Origin of the sequence: Herbaspirillum huttiense, assembly GCF_004367745.1 — a bacterium.
Lineage (GTDB): Bacteria > Pseudomonadota > Gammaproteobacteria > Burkholderiales > Burkholderiaceae_D > Herbaspirillum > Herbaspirillum huttiense.
Genome location: NZ_CP037993.1, coordinates 1761494 through 1778743 on the forward strand (window position 1 = coordinate 1761494; position 17250 = coordinate 1778743).

Genomic DNA, 17250 nt, shown 5'->3' on the forward strand with positions numbered 1-17250 from the left:
TGACCCGCGCGCGGCGCGGATAGTTCCTGGCCGGTGCAGGCGGCGAAAGCTTCATGTCCGGTTCGTCCCGGGTGTCTCTCGTGACACTGGTTCGTTGCCCCGCCGCTTGCGGTCGTGCCGGAGCAAGGGCTGGATGGCCCTCGCTCCTGTTCATCCCGCTATTGTAATGCCCCGGCAGTGGTTGCCGCGCGGGCAATCTGGCAGCACATCGAAGGAGAATGCAGTGAGCAGCAGTGTCAGTGTGAGTATTGATGCGTATTCGGAAAAAGCGACCTGTGAGCGCCTGATATGGGTACATCGCTGGACGGACAAGCTGTTGAGCTTCCGCACCACGCGCCCGGCCGGCTATCGTTTCACGGCAGGCCAGTTCGCGCGCCTGGGACTGGAGATCGACGGCGAGGTGGTCTCGCGTGCCTATTCCATCACCTCGGCGGAAGGGGACGACTATCTGGAGTACTACGCCATCATCGTCCCTGAAGGAAAATTCACATCGCGCCTGAACCAGCTTCAGCCGGGCGATGCGGTCTGGGTCGAGAAGCTCAGTTATGGCTTCATGACGGCCGACCGTTTCGTTGACGGCCGGCAGGTATGGATGCTGGCCACGGGTACCGGACTCGGGCCTTATGTCGCTATCCTGCAGCAGCCGGAGGTGTGGCAGCGGTTCAGCGATCTGGTGGTGGTGCACGGGGTGCGCCAGCGCGAGGAACTGGCCTACGCCGAGACTTTCGCCCGCCTGCAGCAACAGGCCCGTGCGCAAGGGTGGCCGGGGCGCCTGCAACTGCTGCGCTGCGTGACGCGTGATGCCGCTCTGCCGGACGAGCCGGGCTGGCTGGCCGGACGCATCACTACCCTGCTCAAGGAAGGCCGGCTGGAACAGGCCAGCGGACTGACCCTGGCACCCGAGCACAGCCGCGTGATGGCCTGCGGCAATCCGGACATGGTCACCGAGGTGCGTGAGCTGCTGCGCGAGCGCGGCATGACGCCCTTGCGGCGTACCGGGGGCGGACAGTTCGTGACCGAGGATTATTGGTGAGATGGTGCTGTGACAGGTGAAACAAGTGAAGCAGGGAGACCCCAAAGAAGAGGGCGCGTGAAAACGCAGGTGGACTTCAAACGATGTCGAGCCTTTCGATAAATATCTTTTAGATATCTCCGCTATAAGCCGTAGATAGAATAGTTTCTATTGACACGTCGAATTAATTCGATTTTTTGTGGGAATAACGCAGTTTCCTTTCTATTTTCTCCAGATTTTCTCTATCTCCTAGGAGTGGAGTTTTTCGCGATGCCGTTGCGGCATCGCCCTGGGCGGGGAGTCGACATCGATGCAGACAAATCGAGGGCCGCAAGTCGAGGCGAACCAGGGGAGGATGAGCGAGGGCAATGATGTCGCGGCGTCGCCACCTGTCAGTCAATTGAACCATTTGGGGGTAGCATGAATTTGAAGAAAGTCCTGCACGTTGCCATTGCCGATGATCATCCCATCGTGCTGGGAGCGCTTCGGGGTGAGCTGGCGCGTTTGCCGGAAATCCGCATCGACCTGGAGGTTGAGAATGGCGAGGCGCTGATCAGTGCGCTGAAGCGTTCGCCGTGCGAAATCGTCATTACCGACTTCGCCATGCCGGCCGATGACAGCGACGAGTCGGATGGTTTTGCGCTGGTCAAGCGCTTGAAGACCGAGCATCCCTCGACCAAGGTGATTGTCTACACCGCGATGAACAATGGTGCGGTGATCCGCCGCCTGTATCGCATGGGCGTATTTGCCGTCATCAACAAGCGCGAGAAGACCGACGAGCTGATCAATGCCTGCCTGGCCACGCAGAGCAGCAAGCAGCTGTATTTTCCGGTCTCGCTGCGTGGCGAGCTGGAGATGAGCTGGGCGCAGGGTGAAGGTTTCGGCCTGGTGCGCGAATTGACCCAGAGCGAACTGGAAGTGGTGCGCCTGTTCGTGGAAGGCCAGTCTCTGGGTGAAATCTGCGTGCGCCTGTCGCGTACTCCCAGCACCATCAGTACCCACAAGAACAATGCCATGCGCAAGCTGGGCCTGAGTACGGATGCGGAGCTGATCAAGTATGCGTATTCGACGGGGATGATCAACTAGGGCACTGCTTGGTCCGGCCGCAAGATGTCGGAGGTTTTGCAGAGACCACTCATCATTCATTGGTCGCGGATGATGCGTCAAAATATATCAAAAAAGAGATAAAATAAGAATGTGGCATCTCGATTTATTGCCGCAAGCTCATGCGGAGCTGCTTGGGCTGCCTGCCGACCTGCAGGCACGCTTTCTCCGCATCGCAGAAATGTTGGAGCGATTCGGCCCGCATGCGGTCGGTATGCCTCATGTGCGTCCCATCGAGGGCAAGCTATGGGAAATGCGCTTGACTGGGCGTGACCGGATTGCAAGGGCGCTCTATGTGAGCGTTTCGCAGCGCAGGCTTGTGGTGCTGCATGTCTTTGTGAAGAAGACTCAAAAGACTGATCGGCATGCCATCGAGACCGCATTGACCAGAACGAAGAGGATGGAAAAATGACTGACTTGGCTACCCTGAAGAAGCATTTGCTCTCCAATGCTGCAGTTCGCGAGGAATACGATCTGCTGGCAGGCGAATTTGCCTTGGCGCAGGAGTTGATCGCGGCGCGTGTGCGGGCCGGCCTTAGCCAGCAGGAACTGGCGGAAAAGATGCAGACGTCGCAGTCGGCGATCGCGCGTTTGGAAAGCGGCCGCAGCATGCCATCCATGCGAACCTTGGCGCGCTACGCAGCGGCTACCGGAAGCAGGGCTGTGGTCCGACTCGAAGTTCCCACGTAAAGGAAGCGGACTCTGAAAACAAAAAGCCCGGTCACCAGGACCGGGCTTTTTGCATGAATCTTTGGGGTGGCTGATGGGACTCGAACCCACGACGACAGGAATCACAATCCTGGACTCTACCAACTGAGCTACAGCCACCGTCGACTGTCAGACAGACTTCCGTCCGTCATCAAGTAAGCAAAAGATTATACAAACACTTGCAGGGAATGGCAACATATTTCAATGCAAATTGGCAATTGCCCTGAAATTTCTTTCCGCAGCCCTACCCATCCGCGTCAGCCGCCCGTTTGCGGCTGCAAGGCCTGCACCGGCGGATCAAGCTTGAGCAGTCCCCGGAAAGCCTGTTCCAGCGTCGAGCGACTGGCTGTGGTGAAGCCCGCCAGCGAACCGGTCGCTGCTTGCGCTTCCAGGCCTTCGGTGGCCAGCAGGCGCTGCAGTTGCCGGGTCACGGCCTGGCCGGTATCGATGATGTCCGGAATGCCCCCCGCCAGGCGCTGGCAGACGCTTTCGATGGCCGGACGTACGAAGGGGTAGTGGGTGCAGCCCAGCACCAGCGTATCGGCCCCTTGTTCCAGCAGCGGACCCAGGTAGCGCTCCAGCAATTGCACCGTGGCCGGCGAATACAGTTCGCCTTTCTCGATCAGGTCCACCAGCCCCACGCAAGCCTGGGGCAGGTAGCGCACCTGATACCGGGCTTCCATCTGCTGCTGCAGCAAGGCAAAGCGCTGGCTGGCCAGGGTACTGCGGGTGGCCAGCACGCCGACGGTGCCGCTGCGGGTTTGCTGGGCGGCAGGCTTGAGGCCGGGCTCGATGCCCACCACGAGCAGTTGCGGCCAGCGCGCGCGTATCGCCTGGATGGCCGCCGCCGTGGCCGTGTTGCAGGCCACCACCAGCGCCTTGATTCCCTGCTCCAGCAAGAAGGACGCGATGGTCAGCGAGCGCTCCACGATCTGCGCCTCGGTCTTGTCACCATAGGGTGCATAGCCGGAGTCGGCGAAGTAGATCAGCTGTTCACGGGGCAGGGCGGAATGAATGTGCCGCAGCACCGACAAGCCGCCGATACCGGAATCGAAAATGCCGACCGCAGCGTTGGCTGCGGCCGGCATCGGGCTACTGCTGTCGGACCCGGCGGCAGAAGGCGCACTGACCTGCTTGACGGCTTCATTCATGGTGCTGCGCGCGCTCCTGCAACGGGGTCGGCCTGGAATCGAATCAGGCCGTGGTGACGGGGATCTTGGACAGGGACACGCTCTGGGCGATCTTTTCCTTCCATTCGGCCGGCCCGGTGTTGTGCACCGAGATGCCGTTGGCGTCCACGGCCACCGTCACCGGCATGTCCTTGACGTCGAACTCGTAGATCGCTTCCATGCCCAGGTCGGCAAAGCCCAGCACCTTGGCCGACTTGATCGCCTTGGACACCAGGTAGGCCGAACCACCCACGGCCATCAGGTAGGCCGACTTGTGCTTCTTGATCGCCTCGATGGCGGCCGGGCCGCGCTCGGACTTGCCGATCATGGAGATCAGGCCGGTCTGCTCCAGCATCATGTCGGTGAACTTGTCCATGCGGGTGGCGGTGGTCGGGCCAGCCGGACCCACCACTTCGTCGCGCACCGGATCGACCGGGCCGACGTAGTAGATCACGCGATTGGTGAAGTCCACCGGCAGCTTCTCGCCCTTGGCCAGCATGTCCTGGATGCGCTTGTGGGCGGCATCGCGGCCGGTCAGCATCTTGCCGTTCAAGAGCAGGGTCTGGCCCGGCTTCCAGGAGGCGACTTCTTCCTTGGTCAGGGTGTCCAGGTTGACGCGCTTGGACTTCTCGGTGTCGGCCACCCAGTGCACTTCCGGCCAATCCGACAGCGACGGCGGTTCCATGTAGGCCGGGCCCGAACCATCCAGCACGAAGTGGCCGTGACGGGTCGCGGCACAGTTGGGGATCATCGCCACGGGCTTGGAAGCCGCGTGGGTCGGGTGCATCATGATCTTCACATCCAGCACGGTGGTCAGGCCGCCCAGGCCCTGTGCGCCGATACCCAGTGCGTTGACCTTCTCATAGAGATCGATCCGCAGCTCTTCGGTCTTGTTCTGCGGACCGCGCTTCAGCAGCTCGTACATGTCGATGTCTTCCATCAGCACTTGCTTGGCCATCAGCATGGCCTTCTCGGCCGTGCCGCCGATGCCGATGCCCAGCATGCCCGGCGGGCACCAGCCGGCGCCCATGGTCGGGACCGTCTTGAGGACCCAGTCCACCAGGTTGTCGGAGGGATTCAGCATGACGAACTTGGTCTTGTTCTCGGAGCCACCGCCCTTGGCGGCAATCTGCACGTCCACGGTGTTGCCGGGCACCAGTTCCATGTGGATCACGGCCGGGGTGTTGTCCTTGGTGTTCTTGCGCTCGAACTGCGGGTCGGCCACGATTGAGGCGCGCAGCACGTTGTCCGGGTGCGAGTAGCCACGGCGCACGCCTTCGTTGACGGCGTCGGCAATCGAGCCCGAGAAGCCCTCGAAGCGCACGCCCATGCCGATCTTCAGGAAGACGTTGACGATGCCGGTGTCCTGGCAGATCGGGCGCTTGCCCTCGGCGCACATGCGCGAGTTGGTCAGGATCTGGGCGATCGCATCCTTGGCGGCCGGGCTCTGCTCGGTCTCGTAGGCGCGGGCCAGATGCTGGATGTAATCGGCCGGATGGTAGTAGCTGATGTACTGCAGCGCGGCGGCGACGGATTCGATGAGATCGTCTTGCTTGATGATGGTCATGGCTGGTTCTCTCGGTTTGGATGAAGCAAAGTCAGTGCGGCTTGTCGGAGGGTTCGGAAGGATGCACCATCAGCCGGTCGCAATACGCGATGGCCATGGCCGACAAGAGGAAGGCGATATGGATGCCGGTCTGGGCGATGAGCGTCTTGGCGTCATACAGATTGGCATTGATGAAGGTTTTGAGCAGGTGGATCGACGAGATCCCGATGATGGCCGTGGCCAGCTTGACCTTCAGGACAGAAGCGTTCACATGCGAGAGCCACTCGGGCTGGTCGGGATGGCCTTCCAGGTTCATGCGCGAGACGAAGGTTTCATATCCGCCCACAATCACCATGATCAGCAGGTTGGAAATCATCACCACGTCGATCAAGGCCAATACCACCAGCATGATGGTTTGTTCATTGAGCTTCTCGGGACGGGTGGCGCCGGGAATGGCGACCGCATCCAGGATGTGGTCCAGCGAACTGGCGCTGCCCATGGCCGCGCCGATCAGATCCACCAGCTCGACCCAGAAGTGATACACGTAGACGCACTGCGCCAGGATCAGGCCCAGGTAGAGCGGCAGCTGCAGCCAGCGGCTCATGAAAATCAGGTTGGGCAGGATGCCGATCTTGCGGGGAGGCTGGGGCGACGAGTTTTTCATGGGTGTCCGTGCTACGCGTGATTCTGGCTGAGGATGACGATATCCGGTGCGCCGCTGCAGCTGCGTTTGCGTTCACTGTCCGGCTCCGGATTTGGGGCCGTATTCTACACGCCCTTGGCCCATTTCCGGGGCCTGCTCTGCATCCCGCGTGCGCAGTGCCTGCGGGAAACATCGACCTGTGCCAGAATGCCAATATGTTGTCTTGAACATCAGAGAACATCGCAGCGATATGAAGGTCTGCGTCTATGGAGCCAGCCGGGTGTGGTCCTGCCCGGGTTGGCGCAAGGGTGCAGGCATCGCTGTCCCAGCCCTGATGCAAGCGGCCTCCCGTCCGACAGGGGCGCTGCTTGTGTAAGGACTGAGTAAGTGAAACGGCCTATGTTTTGCGGAAAGCAAAAACAAACCTACTGGAGACTACCGTGGCAGACATCGAGACATTCAAGCAAGAGAACCGCGTATTCGCACCCCCGGCCGAGCTGGCCCGTCATGCCGCCATTTCGGGCATGGACGCCTACCAGGCCCTGAACGCCGAATTCGAGAAAGACTACGAAGGCACCTGGGCCAAGCTGGCCAAGGACAACCTCAACTGGCACAAGCCCTTCACCCAGACCCTGGATGAATCCAACGCTCCGTTCTACAAGTGGTTCGCCGATGGCCAGGTGAACGTCTCGTACAACTGCCTGGACGTCAACCTGGAAAACGGCAATGCCGACAAGACCGCCGTCATCTTCGAAGCCGACGACGGCAAGGTGACCCGCGTGTCCTATCGCGAACTGCACCAGAAGGTCTGCCAGTTCGCCAATGGCCTCAAATCGCTGGGCATCAAGAAGGGCGACCGCGTGGTCATCTACATGCCCATGTCGGTGGAAGGTGTGGCGGCCATGCAGGCCTGTGCCCGTATCGGCGCGACGCACTCGGTGGTCTTCGGCGGCTTCTCCGCCAAGTCCCTGCACGAACGCGTGATCGATGCCGGTGCCGTGGCCGTGCTGACCGCTGACTACCAGGTGCGCGGCGGCAAGCAGCTGCCCTTGAAATCCATCGTCGACGAAGCCCTGGCCATGGGCGGCTGCGATACCCTGAAGCACGTGGTCGTCTACAAGCGCGCCGGTGCCGAGATCAACTGGGTCGAAGGCCGTGACCTGTGGCTCTCCGACGTGGTCGCGAACCAGCCCGACACCTGCGAGCCGGAATGGGTGGATGCCGAGCATCCGCTGTTCATCCTCTACACTTCCGGTTCCACCGGCAAGCCCAAGGGCGTGCAGCATTCTTCGGCGGGCTACCTGCTGTGGGCCGTGCTGACCATGAAGTGGACCTTCGACATCAAGCCCGACGATGTCTACTGGTGCACCGCCGACATCGGCTGGATCACCGGCCACACTTACATCGCTTACGGTCCGCTGGCCGTGGGTGCGACCCAGATCGTCTTCGAAGGCGTGCCGACCTATCCGAACGCCGGCCGCTTCTGGGACATGGTGGCGCGCCACAAGGCCACCATCTTCTACACTGCGCCGACGGCGATCCGTTCGCTGATCAAGGCGGCCGATGCGGATGAGAAGGTTCATCCCAAGCAATACGACCTGTCCTCGCTGCGCATCCTGGGTTCGGTGGGCGAGCCCATCAATCCGGAAGCCTGGATGTGGTACTACAAGAACGTCGGCCGCGAGAACTGCCCCATCGTCGATACCTTCTGGCAGACCGAGACCGGCGGCCACATGATTTCACCGCTGCCGGGTGCTACGCCCCAGGTGCCGGGTTCGTGCACGCTGCCGCTGCCGGGCATCACCGCGGCCATCGTCGACGAGACCGGCAACGACATCCCCAATGGCAATGGCGGCATTCTGGTGGTCAAGCGTCCGTGGCCGTCGATGATCCGCACGATCTGGAACGATCCGGAACGCTTCAAGAAGAGTTACTTCCCGGAAGAACTGGGTGGCAACATCTACCTCGCCGGCGACGGTGCGGTGCGCAACAAGGAGACCGGCTACTTCACCATCACCGGCCGTATCGATGATGTGCTCAACGTGTCGGGTCACCGCATGGGCACCATGGAAATCGAATCGGCGCTGGTGGCCAACAGCATCGTGGCTGAAGCGGCCGTGGTGGGCAAGCCGGACGAAACCACCGGCGAATCGATCTGCGCCTTCGTGGTGTTGAAGCGTCCGCGCCCGACCGGTGAAGAAGCCAAGCAGATCGCCAAGGAATTGCGCGACTGGGTGGCCAAGGAAATCGGCCCCATCGCCAAGCCCAAGGAAATCCGCTTCGGCGACAACCTGCCCAAGACGCGCTCCGGCAAGATCATGCGCCGTCTGTTGCGCGTGCTGGCCAAGGGCGAGGCGATCACCCAGGACGTTTCCACGCTGGAAAATCCGGCCATCCTGGATCAGCTGAAAGAAGCGCAGTAAGCCTGAAGTCGCCGCTGCAAGGCGGTAACAGACTAGCCGGCAGGGCAGGGCGTTGTCGTATGGACGCCGGGTCCTGCTGGTTTTTTCATGGTCTTTTTGAAAAAGATGCAGAAAAGACTTGGCTTCGGCGAGAAGCTTGCTATAATGCATGGCTTCGCTGAACGCGAACCCGAATCCAGGAGAGGTGGATGAGTGGTTTAAGTCGCACGCCTGGAAAGCGTGTATAGGTTCATAGCCTATCGGGGGTTCGAATCCCCCCCTCTCCGCCACAATGAAAAACCCGCTGATACGTCAGCGGGTTTTTTTATGTCCCGGCCCGATGCCTGGCTCAATCGTGCTCGTCGCGAGTCAGTGCATCATTCCCCCTGCACCCGCACCAGGCTCATCGCGCAACGCCAGTTCTTCCCGCTCCTCGATGAAGAGCAGGAATTCCATATGATTGCGCGCATGTACCCACGCCGCCAGCGTGCGGTCGCTGTGTACTTGCAAGGCGTGGATGTGACTGGCGATCAACGCACCCAGATGTTGGCGGATCTCGAACGATTCCGCCCCCGCCGCGTGCATGCCCACCAGGCAATTTCGGGTGGCATTGCGGATGAGGTCACCGACGATCAGATTGGCCCCGGCCATCTCGGCCAGTTTCCTGACGATCAATACATATCTGCCAGCGATATCCTCTGCAAAACTGTTTAGCATCATTTCTCCTCTGCCCAGACCTTACCGCGCTTTGTTGACGCAACACCATCGGGATAATCCTGACCCGCCTTCTCATCAAGCGGGAGACGGCCCGTCTCTTCTCAGGCAATCTCTGATGGCGAGGCCTGCCGGTGCGAACAATAATGGCGCCACGAGACGTCACCGTTCAGGGGAGAACCATGCAAGCGTGTCCGATCAAGGTGGCGTCCAGAGCGGCCAAGGGCTTCGTGGCCGCCGTCTGCATCATCATCATCATTCTGGAAGCCTGGACCAGCTGGCATGAACGTACTGCCGAGATGGAAGAGTCCTTCCGCGCCACCGCCAACATGGCGCTGGCGCTGTCCCAGCACGCCGACCAGGCACTGGATGAAGTCGACATCGTCCTCAAGGCCGTGATGGAGCAGGTACCGGGCAAGCCCCGCGCCGTGGCCGGCAATGAGCGGCTGCACAACTTTCTGGTGCGAACCGTCGGCGAGGTGCCGCAACTGGCAGGCCTGTTCATCTATGACGAAAAAGGGAAGTGGCTGGCCTCCTCGCAGCCGGTCCTGGAGACGCGCTTCAACAATAGCGACCGCGACTATTTCCGGCACCACCAGACCCACCGCCTCGATTCTCCCTTCATCGGCAAGCCCATCCGCAGCAAGTCCACCGGCCACTGGGTGCTCACCATGAGCCGCCGCATCAACAAGCCCGACGGTTCGTTCGGTGGCGTGGCGCTGGCCACGCTGGACATCCAGTTCTTCGAGCGCTTCTATCACAAGTTCGATATCGGACGGCAAGGGGCCATCCTGTTCGGGACCAATGAGGGCACCGTGTTGTACCGCCGTCCGCTGCTGACCGACTCAATGGGCAAGTCGCTGGCGCAATCGCCCTTGTTCCGGCAATACATCAGCACGGCAGACGCCGGCCAGGTCACGATACGTTCCCGTCAGGACGATGTGACGCGCATCCATGGCTTCAAGCATCTCGGCAATTACCCGCTTTTCGTCATCGTTGCCGTGTCGGAGAATGAGGTCCTGCAGAGCTGGACCCGGCACCTCATCGCGCGCGCGCTGGGGATTACCTTGCTGCTGCTCGCCATCTGGTACGGCGGCAACAAGATGGTCGCGCAGGTAGCGCTGAGGGAGCGCGCGCAAGCCGAAGCAGTGCGGGCACAAGCCGATCTGGAAACCATGTTCGAATTGCTGCAGAACCAGTCGCGCCGTGACGGGCTGACCGGTGCCATCAATCGCCGTCATTTCGATGAATTGCTGGAGGCGGAAGCGGCGCGTTTCGCACGCGTGGGCGGGGCGTTCTCACTGCTCATGATCGACGTTGATCACTTCAAGCAATACAACGATCACTATGGCCATGTGGTGGGCGATGTCTGCCTGCGCAACATCGCCGCGGCCATCTCCAGCGCGGCGCAGCGCGAGATCGATACGGTGGCGCGTTACGGTGGCGAAGAATTTTCCGTCCTGCTGCCGGAATGCGGCAGTGCCGGTGCCATCGTGGTGGCGGAACGAATCGGTGCGGCCGTCAGGGCCCTGAGCATTCCGCACGCGACCAGCGAGAAGGGCTGGGTCACGGTCAGCATTGGCATCACATCCATCACGTCTGCGGAAGGCTTCTCCTATCAACCGCGCGAACTGGTCGAAAGCGCCGACAAGGCGCTCTACCAAGCCAAGGACACGGGGCGGGACAGGGCAGTCTTCCGCGAATTCATCGGCCGGAAGCCGATGCTGGCCTGGTCGGCCTAGTCAGGAATGTAGAACCTTGCTCCGGCTTCTGCTCTTGCCGCTCATCGTCGGCGGCATTCGGGCTTTTCTCCACCAGCACGCCGCCCCGTCCCATGCGCTGGATGCCGGCCGGGGCGTTCAGTGGCGGCTGTCCACCGAGCGTGCCTTCATGGCCCTCGGGCTCTTTCTCGAAATGGGTCTGCGTGGCCCCTTCCTTGGGGCGTCGTGGCTGGTTCTCGTCACGTTCGATGTCATGCCGGTCAGTATGGTCAGGCTGGTTCATGGTGGTCTCCTTGAAATCACAAGGTAGACCGTTCGCCTGCACCGTGTTATCGGAGGCTCCCGCAGAATGGCGTCAGCCAGGCACCGACAAGCCTCAATCCGCGTCGTCCATCACGCGCAAGGCGCGTTTCCGGATCTTTTCCATGGCCCGCATCAAGGCCTCGCGTTCGCTGCAGCTCAGCGCTTGCAGGAGATGGGCTTCGCGCTCTTCCACCATCGGCACGATCTTGCGGTACAGCTTGCGCCCCTGGGCCGTGGGCTTGACGATGCGCGCGCGGGCGTCATCCGGGCTGGGCTGGCGCAGTACCAGGCCATCCTGTTCCATGCGCGCCAGCGCGCGGCTGACCTGCATCTTGTCCAGTGAAGTATGAGGCACCAGATCACTGGCCTGCATCTGGCCCTCTTCGGCCAGGGCCGCCAGGATGCGCCATTCGTCGCGGCTCAGGCCGAAGCGATCGGCATAGACCTCCGCCACCGAACGGCTCACCGCCTCGGCCAGCTGGGCCAGTTGATAGGGGAAAAAATCTTGCAGTTTCATTCCGATATGGTAACAGACGTTACCAAGTCGACAGGGTCGCGGCACGCTTGATCCACATCAATAACCCTGCACGTGAGGACCTTCCTGCCCCTGCCGCACGTTGACCCTGAGCGAGCCTCGTCAATATAGTAACAACCGTTACTAATTCGAACGCCAAGACGAAGCCCTCAAGGAGACTGCCATGAAGATCGATCGCATTCATCACGTTGCCTACCGCTGCAAGGACGCCAGAGAAACCGTGCTCTGGTACCAGAAATATCTGAACATGGATTTCATCCTGGCCATCGCCGAAGACCAGGTACCCTCGACCAAGGCCCCCGATCCCTACATGCACATCTTCCTCGATGCCGGGCAGGGCAATGTGCTGGCCTTCTTCGAGATCCCGAATTCACCGCCCATGGGGCGCGACCCCAATACCCCGGCCTGGGTGCAGCACATTGCCTTCAAGGTGGACAGCGAGGCCACCCTCAGGGAGGTCATGCAGCGCCTGCAGGACGACGGCATCGAGGTGGTGGGCATCACCGATCACACCATTTTCAAATCCATCTATTTCTTCGATCCCAGCGGCCACCGCGTCGAACTTGCTGCCGATTGCGCCAGCCCGCAGCAGCTGCAGCGGCTGGACGAAGTCAAGTGGGACATGCTGGACGAATGGTCACGCACCCGCCGCGCACCGAAGCATGCCGCCTGGATGCATGTGCAGGAATTCACGGCAGCCGGTCACTGATCCGATAAAAAATTGACAGCGCCATCCCCCCGATGATCCCAAGGAGACACCCATGCAAAGCACCTACACCTATCCCCGTTTCGCCTATCAACCCTCGGATGAGCAGCGCAGCGGCCAGCCGCAGCGCCACCCGGTGGTCATCATCGGTGCCGGTCCCATCGGCCTGACGGCGGCCCTGGAATGCGCCGCGCGCGGCCTGCCCGCCATCGTGCTGGATGACAATGACACCGTGAGCATCGGTTCGCGTGCGGTCTGCTATGCCAAGCGTCCGCTGGAGATCTGGGATCGTCTGGGCGTGGCGCAGCGCATGGTGGACAAGGGCGTGGGCTGGCAGCTGGGCAAGGTATTTTTTGAGGATCGCCAGGTCTACCAGTTCGACCTGCTGCCCGAGGCCGGCCACCGGATGCCAGCCATGATCAACCTGCAGCAATACTATCTGGAAGAGTATCTGGTAGAAGCCTGCACGGCGCATCCGCTCATCGACCTGCGCTGGAAGCATGCGCTGGTGGCCCTGAAGCAGGATGACGACGGTGCCACCCTGACCGTGGAAACGCCCGACGGCAGCTTCACCATGCAGGCCGACTGGATCATCGCCTGCGACGGAGCCAACAGCGATACGCGCAAGATGGTCGGTGCGCAGTTCACCGGCCAGTTCTTCCAGGACCGCTTCCTCATCGCCGATGTCATCATGAAGGCCGACTTCCCGACCGAGCGCTGGTTCTGGTTCGATCCGCCTTTCCATCGCGGCCAGAGCGTGTTGCTGCACAAGCAGTGCGACAACGTCTGGCGCATCGATTTCCAGCTCGGCTGGGACGCCGATCCCGAGGAAGAAAAGAAGCCCGAAAACGTCATCCCGCGTATTCAGGCGATGCTGGGGCCGGAGGTGGAATTCGAACTGGAATGGGTTTCCGTCTACCAGTTCGCCTGCCGCCGCATCGACAACATGCGCTACCAGCGCGTGCTCTTTGCCGGTGACGCTGCGCATCAGGTATCTCCCTTCGGGGCGCGCGGTGCCAATACCGGCGTGCAGGACATCGACAACCTGATCTGGAAACTCAAGCTGGTCATTGACGGCCAGGCCCCGGTCAGCTTCATCGACAGCTATCACGAAGAGCGCGCTTTCGCGGCCGACGACAACCTGCGCCAGTCCACCCGCTCCACCGATTTCATCACGCCCAAGAGCCGTGCCAGCCGCGTGCTGCGCGATGCCGTCCTGACGCTGGCCGAGCACGAACCGTTCGCCCGCACGCTGGTCAACAGCGGCCGCCTGTCCACGCCGACACCTTATGTGAGCTCGTCCCTGAACACCCCCGACAGCGTGCCGTTCGGCGAGCGCATGGTCCCCGGCACTCCCTGTGCGGATGCGCCGGTGCGGCAGGGGAGCCGGCCCGGATGGCTGCTCAGTCAGCTGGGCGAAGGCTTCACGGTGCTGGTATTCGGTGCGGGAGATTTCCCCGTCAGTCTGCAGGCTGCGGGCCTGGAGATTCCGGTCAAGACCATCGGTCCCGCCGGTTCCGGGGCCCTGCTGGAGGATGTGCAGGGATTGGCCGCGCAGCGTTATGCCGCGCAAGACGGATGCGCTTACCTGATCCGGCCGGACCAGCACGTGGCGGCCCGCTGGTCGCGCTTCGACCCGCTGCAGATCGCCGCCGCCGTCAACCGCTGCGTCGGTCACTGCACGGTGCAGGCCGCCTGCGCCTGACGGGCGCGCTTGAGGTGATACATGCCCTGGTCGGCGCAAGCCAGCAGGGCATCCATCGAATTGCCGTCATCGGGATAGCGTGCATGGCCCAGGCTCGCGCTCACCGTCAGCATCGTCTGGCCGATCTGGAAGGGGGCAGCGAGCGCCTGGGTGAGCTTGTCGCGGATGATGCGGATGTCGCCGCTGGCGACGATGTCGGTGAGCACCACGAATTCATCACCGCCAATGCGGGCGATGGTATCCGCATGCCGCAGGCTCGCCCCCAGCCGTTCGCCGATCTGCAGCAACAGCAGATCACCGGCGGCGTGGCCGTGGCGATCGTTGACCAGCTTGAAGCCATCCAGATCCAGGAACAGCAACGCGAAGCTGCCCTGTGCGCGCTCGGCGCGGGCGATCGCAGCAGCGATGCGTTGCTCCAGCAGGCAGCGGTTGGGCAGGCCGGTGAGGCCGTCGTAGAGCGCCTGCTGGCGCAGGCCGTCATTGGCGGCGCGGGCTTCGCGCAATTGCCGGTGCAGCTCGCGGCAACGGCCGCGCGCGGATGCGAGCAATGCGCCCAGCATGCCCGCAAGGCCTAGTGAGGCGACGGCACCGAGGCCATCCAGTGAAGCGCCGGTCCAGACCCGCTGGACCAGCCTGACCCATTCGCCGTTATCCATCCCATACATAAAAGACCGCGCTTTCTTTCATTGCCACGCAGATGAACCCTCTGCCATAGATGTTCCGGATCTCGAAGCGGGCATGCGCCAATTGCCCCAGCTTCTTCCGGAGGCGATAGATGATGGTGTCGATGCGATGCGGATCGATGATCTCGGCCGTGATGTTGAGCGCATGCATCAGGTGTTCCGCACTGACCGGGAAGTGCGGGCTGAGAAACAGCGTCGTCAGGACCGCGCATTCGCGCTCGCTCAGCGCCACCCGTTCGTTGTGCGGACTGACCAGCGTGCCGCGGCGGCGATACAGGGTCCAGGCTTCCGCACTGCCTGCCGCCGGCGCATGCAGGATGCGCAGGCGTCGCAGGAAGGAGCGGATGGTCGCCAGCAGCAGGCCTTGCCGGATCGGTTTGTGCAGGATGTAATCGGCACCGTCGTGCAGGGCTTTCTCCTGCGCATCCTCGCTGAGCTGTTCGCCGATGACGACAATGCCGAGCATCGGAAACTTCTGCCGCAGATCCGCCACCAGCGGACGCAAGCTGATGGTGAACCGGTGCGTCTCGATGATCAGGACGGCAGGCTTTTTTTTTGAATCTCGCCTTCCAGTTCCGACAAGGCCGCCACTGCCCGTACCGGCAAGCCGCTGGCATGCAAGGCCTTGAGCACAACGCCGGCTCCCTCGCCTGGATGCTCTACGATTAACACTGCCACGTCGTTCACATCCCCAAAATGAAACAACCCTGATAGTCCGCTCTTAACGGATGAGTATCATTATTGGTTACGTTATACCTGCTTTTGCCTGGCGGGAGTTTCACAGAAAATCTCGATTTTGTTATCAATTTGAAAGGCACGGCGCGATCATTCCGCGCCGTGTGGTCGACCGCAAAAGTGCGCCCATTGGCGTTTGCAGGCGAAAAAAAACGGCAACCCGCAGGTTGCCGTTCTTCCGTTGCAAGCTGCCGGGGAGGCGGCAGCCATGGGGCAGGCGTGCTCTCGAAACTCAGTAGATGTCCAATCCGAAATACTGTGCCACGTCGCCTTCGGTCCAGTCCTTGATGACATCGCGCTCCAGCAGCACGCGATATTCTGAACGCTGCAGGCCGTCGTTCTGCTGGACGATGCGGCTCTCCAGCGTATAGATGGTCTGGTGGATGCGGGTGGTCATCGAGGCATGTTTGATGATGCTGCCCGCTTGCGGTTCTTGTTGTTCGTCATTGGCAGGGATATCCATCAGCGTCCTCTCATTTCATCTGTGCGCGCCGCGCCAGGATCTTTTCGATCTTTTCCTTGAGCGTGGTGGCGTTGAAGGGTTTGACGATATAGCCATCCGCACCTTCCTGGGCTGCCGTGACGATGTTTTCCTTCTTGGCTTCGGCCGTGATCATCAGCACCGGCAGATGCGCCAGGGAAGGGGTGGAGCGGATCTTCTTGAGCAGGGTCAGGCCATCCATGACCGGCATGTTCCAGTCGGTCAGGACGAAGGTGATGTTGGAGGCGCCGGATTCCAGAATCTTCAGGGCCGTGGAGCCGTCATCGGCTTCCACGATCTTGGTGTATTCGAGTTCCTTGAGCAGGCCGCTGACGATGCGGCGCATCGTCGAAAAATCATCGACGACGAGAAAGTGTTGGTCTGTATCAGCCATGGTGAAAGCTACCTTGAGGGAAAGGTGGGATGCGCAACAAACAGCAAATCGCGTGCCGGTGCTCCATTGAACGGCAGCGCCGACGGGACCGGCCGGCGCTTCCGTACAACGGAGCACCGGGGCCGGCCGGAGCGATTGCCGCGCAGCGCGCGGTCGTGGAGGATCAGCGGATCAGTTGCTCAGTGCCCACTTGCCTGCGCTGTTCTTGCAGTAACGCAATTTCAGCGGTTCGGTGCCACGCTTGCTGGTGACCACCAGGTCCACATTGGCGCAGGGCGGGGTGCTTTGCTCGAAGGTTGGGGTGATCTTGGCCGTGGTGGAGGGCTTGGGGCCATCGGTCCACTGCGAGGTCTTGCCGCTCACGCCGGCGTCCAGGGACGCGGTGATGGCGGCATACAGGGAATTGATCTGTTCTTTCTTCAGATCGGCCACGGCCGTGTTGGAGAAGAAGTCCAGATTGGCCTGCGCGTGTGCCTGATGGCTCAGGACCGCGGCGCAGATCAGGCCAGCGTGGGCGGCCAGCTTCAGGAAGCGGAAGCGGGAGAGGGTACGCTTGTTCATGGCTTGCTCGTTTCTCAATATCGGGAGGTAAGTGGCGTCATCCGCCATCGGGGGGAATGGCGGCGACGTTCCAGCCACTGTTTATACCAGAAGTCACGGTGCGCCCAAACTTGTGCTTGCACGGTAAA

19 protein-coding genes and 2 tRNA genes are annotated in these 17250 nt (G+C 61.5%); 9 read left to right on the forward strand and 12 right to left on the reverse strand.

Annotation, left to right across the window (positions count from 1 at the left end; genetic code table 11):
* The first annotated feature begins 223 nt into the window (after window positions 1–223).
* The 4 genes from E2K99_RS07775 (at window position 224) to E2K99_RS07790 (ending at window position 2806) form a co-directional block, all read left to right on the forward strand.
* Window positions 224–1033 (forward strand): ferredoxin--NADP reductase, encoded by an 810-nt coding sequence (locus tag E2K99_RS07775; RefSeq protein WP_134221872.1) that lies wholly within the window; start codon window positions 224–226, stop codon window positions 1031–1033.
* A 399-nt stretch (window positions 1034–1432) separates the two neighbouring features.
* The gene (locus E2K99_RS07780) at window positions 1433–2098 is read left to right on the forward strand and encodes a response regulator (protein WP_039786075.1); all 666 of its coding nucleotides are present in this window, start codon (window positions 1433–1435) and stop codon (window positions 2096–2098) included.
* Window positions 2099–2207: 109 nt separating this feature from the next.
* A complete protein-coding gene (locus tag E2K99_RS07785; protein WP_134221873.1) occupies window positions 2208–2528 on the forward strand; it encodes a type II toxin-antitoxin system RelE/ParE family toxin in 321 nt (106 codons plus the stop codon).
* Window positions 2525–2806, forward strand: coding sequence for a helix-turn-helix domain-containing protein (locus E2K99_RS07790; protein ID WP_039786071.1), 282 nt, complete (start codon window positions 2525–2527; stop codon window positions 2804–2806). Before E2K99_RS07785 ends, E2K99_RS07790 begins: the two co-directional genes overlap by 4 nt.
* A 62-nt stretch (window positions 2807–2868) precedes the next feature.
* Here the strand turns inward: E2K99_RS07790 and E2K99_RS07795 are convergent.
* The 4 genes from E2K99_RS07795 to E2K99_RS07810 all read right to left on the reverse strand — a co-directional run bounded on the left by E2K99_RS07795 (window position 2869) and on the right by E2K99_RS07810 (window position 6203).
* Window positions 2869–2944 (reverse strand) — tRNA-His (locus E2K99_RS07795).
* A gap of 137 nt (window positions 2945–3081) precedes the next feature.
* Window positions 3082–3975: a glutamate racemase gene (gene murI / locus E2K99_RS07800; protein WP_134221874.1), complete on the reverse strand. Its 894-nt coding sequence runs from the start codon at window positions 3973–3975 to the stop codon at window positions 3082–3084.
* A 43-nt stretch (window positions 3976–4018) separates the two neighbouring features.
* The gene (locus tag E2K99_RS07805) at window positions 4019–5560 is read right to left on the reverse strand and encodes a fumarate hydratase (protein WP_134221875.1); all 1542 of its coding nucleotides are present in this window, start codon (window positions 5558–5560) and stop codon (window positions 4019–4021) included.
* A 31-nt stretch (window positions 5561–5591) separates the two neighbouring features.
* Complete coding sequence (locus E2K99_RS07810) at window positions 5592–6203, reverse strand: YqhA family protein (protein WP_039786063.1); 612 nt, start codon at window positions 6201–6203, stop codon at window positions 5592–5594.
* A gap of 419 nt (window positions 6204–6622) precedes the next feature.
* Here E2K99_RS07810 and acs point away from each other — a divergent pair, with 419 nt between their 5' ends.
* Window positions 6623–8605: an acetate--CoA ligase gene (gene acs, locus E2K99_RS07815; protein ID WP_121038665.1), complete on the forward strand. Its 1983-nt coding sequence runs from the start codon at window positions 6623–6625 to the stop codon at window positions 8603–8605.
* 178 nt (window positions 8606–8783) lie between these two features.
* Window positions 8784–8874 (forward strand) — tRNA-Ser (locus tag E2K99_RS07820).
* 79 nt (window positions 8875–8953) lie between these two features.
* On the opposite strand, the gene E2K99_RS07825 is transcribed toward E2K99_RS07820, so the two are convergent.
* Window positions 8954–9301: a hypothetical protein gene (locus tag E2K99_RS07825; RefSeq protein WP_134221876.1), complete on the reverse strand. Its 348-nt coding sequence runs from the start codon at window positions 9299–9301 to the stop codon at window positions 8954–8956.
* Window positions 9302–9480: 179 nt separating this feature from the next.
* On the opposite strand from E2K99_RS07825, the gene E2K99_RS07830 reads away from it, so the two are divergent.
* The gene (locus E2K99_RS07830; RefSeq protein ID WP_134221877.1) at window positions 9481–11040 is read left to right on the forward strand and encodes a sensor domain-containing diguanylate cyclase; all 1560 of its coding nucleotides are present in this window, start codon (window positions 9481–9483) and stop codon (window positions 11038–11040) included.
* Here E2K99_RS07830 and E2K99_RS07835 read toward each other — a convergent pair.
* Both E2K99_RS07835 and E2K99_RS07840 read right to left on the reverse strand, forming a co-directional pair.
* Window positions 11003–11302: a hypothetical protein gene (locus E2K99_RS07835; protein WP_205703762.1), complete on the reverse strand. Its 300-nt coding sequence runs from the start codon at window positions 11300–11302 to the stop codon at window positions 11003–11005. The two genes, E2K99_RS07830 and E2K99_RS07835, sit on opposite strands and share 38 nt — an antisense overlap.
* Before the next feature lie 93 nt (window positions 11303–11395).
* Window positions 11396–11839, reverse strand: coding sequence for a MarR family winged helix-turn-helix transcriptional regulator (locus E2K99_RS07840; RefSeq protein ID WP_034339526.1), 444 nt, complete (start codon window positions 11837–11839; stop codon window positions 11396–11398).
* Window positions 11840–12020: 181 nt separating this feature from the next.
* Between E2K99_RS07840 and E2K99_RS07845 the strand changes: the two genes are divergently transcribed.
* Complete coding sequence (locus tag E2K99_RS07845; protein ID WP_034339529.1) at window positions 12021–12566, forward strand: VOC family protein; 546 nt, start codon at window positions 12021–12023, stop codon at window positions 12564–12566.
* A 52-nt stretch (window positions 12567–12618) separates the two neighbouring features.
* Complete coding sequence (locus tag E2K99_RS07850) at window positions 12619–14268, forward strand: FAD-dependent oxidoreductase (protein WP_134221878.1); 1650 nt, start codon at window positions 12619–12621, stop codon at window positions 14266–14268.
* Here the strand turns inward: E2K99_RS07850 and E2K99_RS07855 are convergent.
* The 5 genes from E2K99_RS07855 to E2K99_RS07875 form a co-directional block, all read right to left on the reverse strand.
* Entirely contained in the window at window positions 14238–14933 is a 696-nt protein-coding gene (locus tag E2K99_RS07855; RefSeq protein WP_240733871.1) for a GGDEF domain-containing protein, read from the reverse strand. The genes E2K99_RS07850 and E2K99_RS07855 overlap by 31 nt on opposite strands.
* Window positions 14917–15417: a response regulator transcription factor gene (locus E2K99_RS07860; protein WP_039786227.1), complete on the reverse strand. Its 501-nt coding sequence runs from the start codon at window positions 15415–15417 to the stop codon at window positions 14917–14919. The genes E2K99_RS07855 and E2K99_RS07860 overlap by 17 nt, the downstream gene beginning before the upstream one ends.
* Before the next feature lie 501 nt (window positions 15418–15918).
* On the reverse strand, window positions 15919–16149 hold the full coding sequence (locus E2K99_RS07865) for a hypothetical protein (protein ID WP_134134888.1): 231 nt from the start codon (window positions 16147–16149) through the stop codon (window positions 15919–15921).
* A 10-nt stretch (window positions 16150–16159) separates the two neighbouring features.
* On the reverse strand, window positions 16160–16561 hold the full coding sequence (locus E2K99_RS07870) for a response regulator (RefSeq protein ID WP_034339540.1): 402 nt from the start codon (window positions 16559–16561) through the stop codon (window positions 16160–16162).
* A gap of 171 nt (window positions 16562–16732) precedes the next feature.
* Window positions 16733–17122 carry a hypothetical protein gene (locus E2K99_RS07875; protein WP_134221880.1) on the reverse strand — a complete coding sequence of 130 codons (390 nt, stop codon included), beginning with the start codon at window positions 17120–17122 and terminating at the stop codon, window positions 16733–16735.
* Window positions 17123–17250 lie beyond the last annotated feature (128 nt).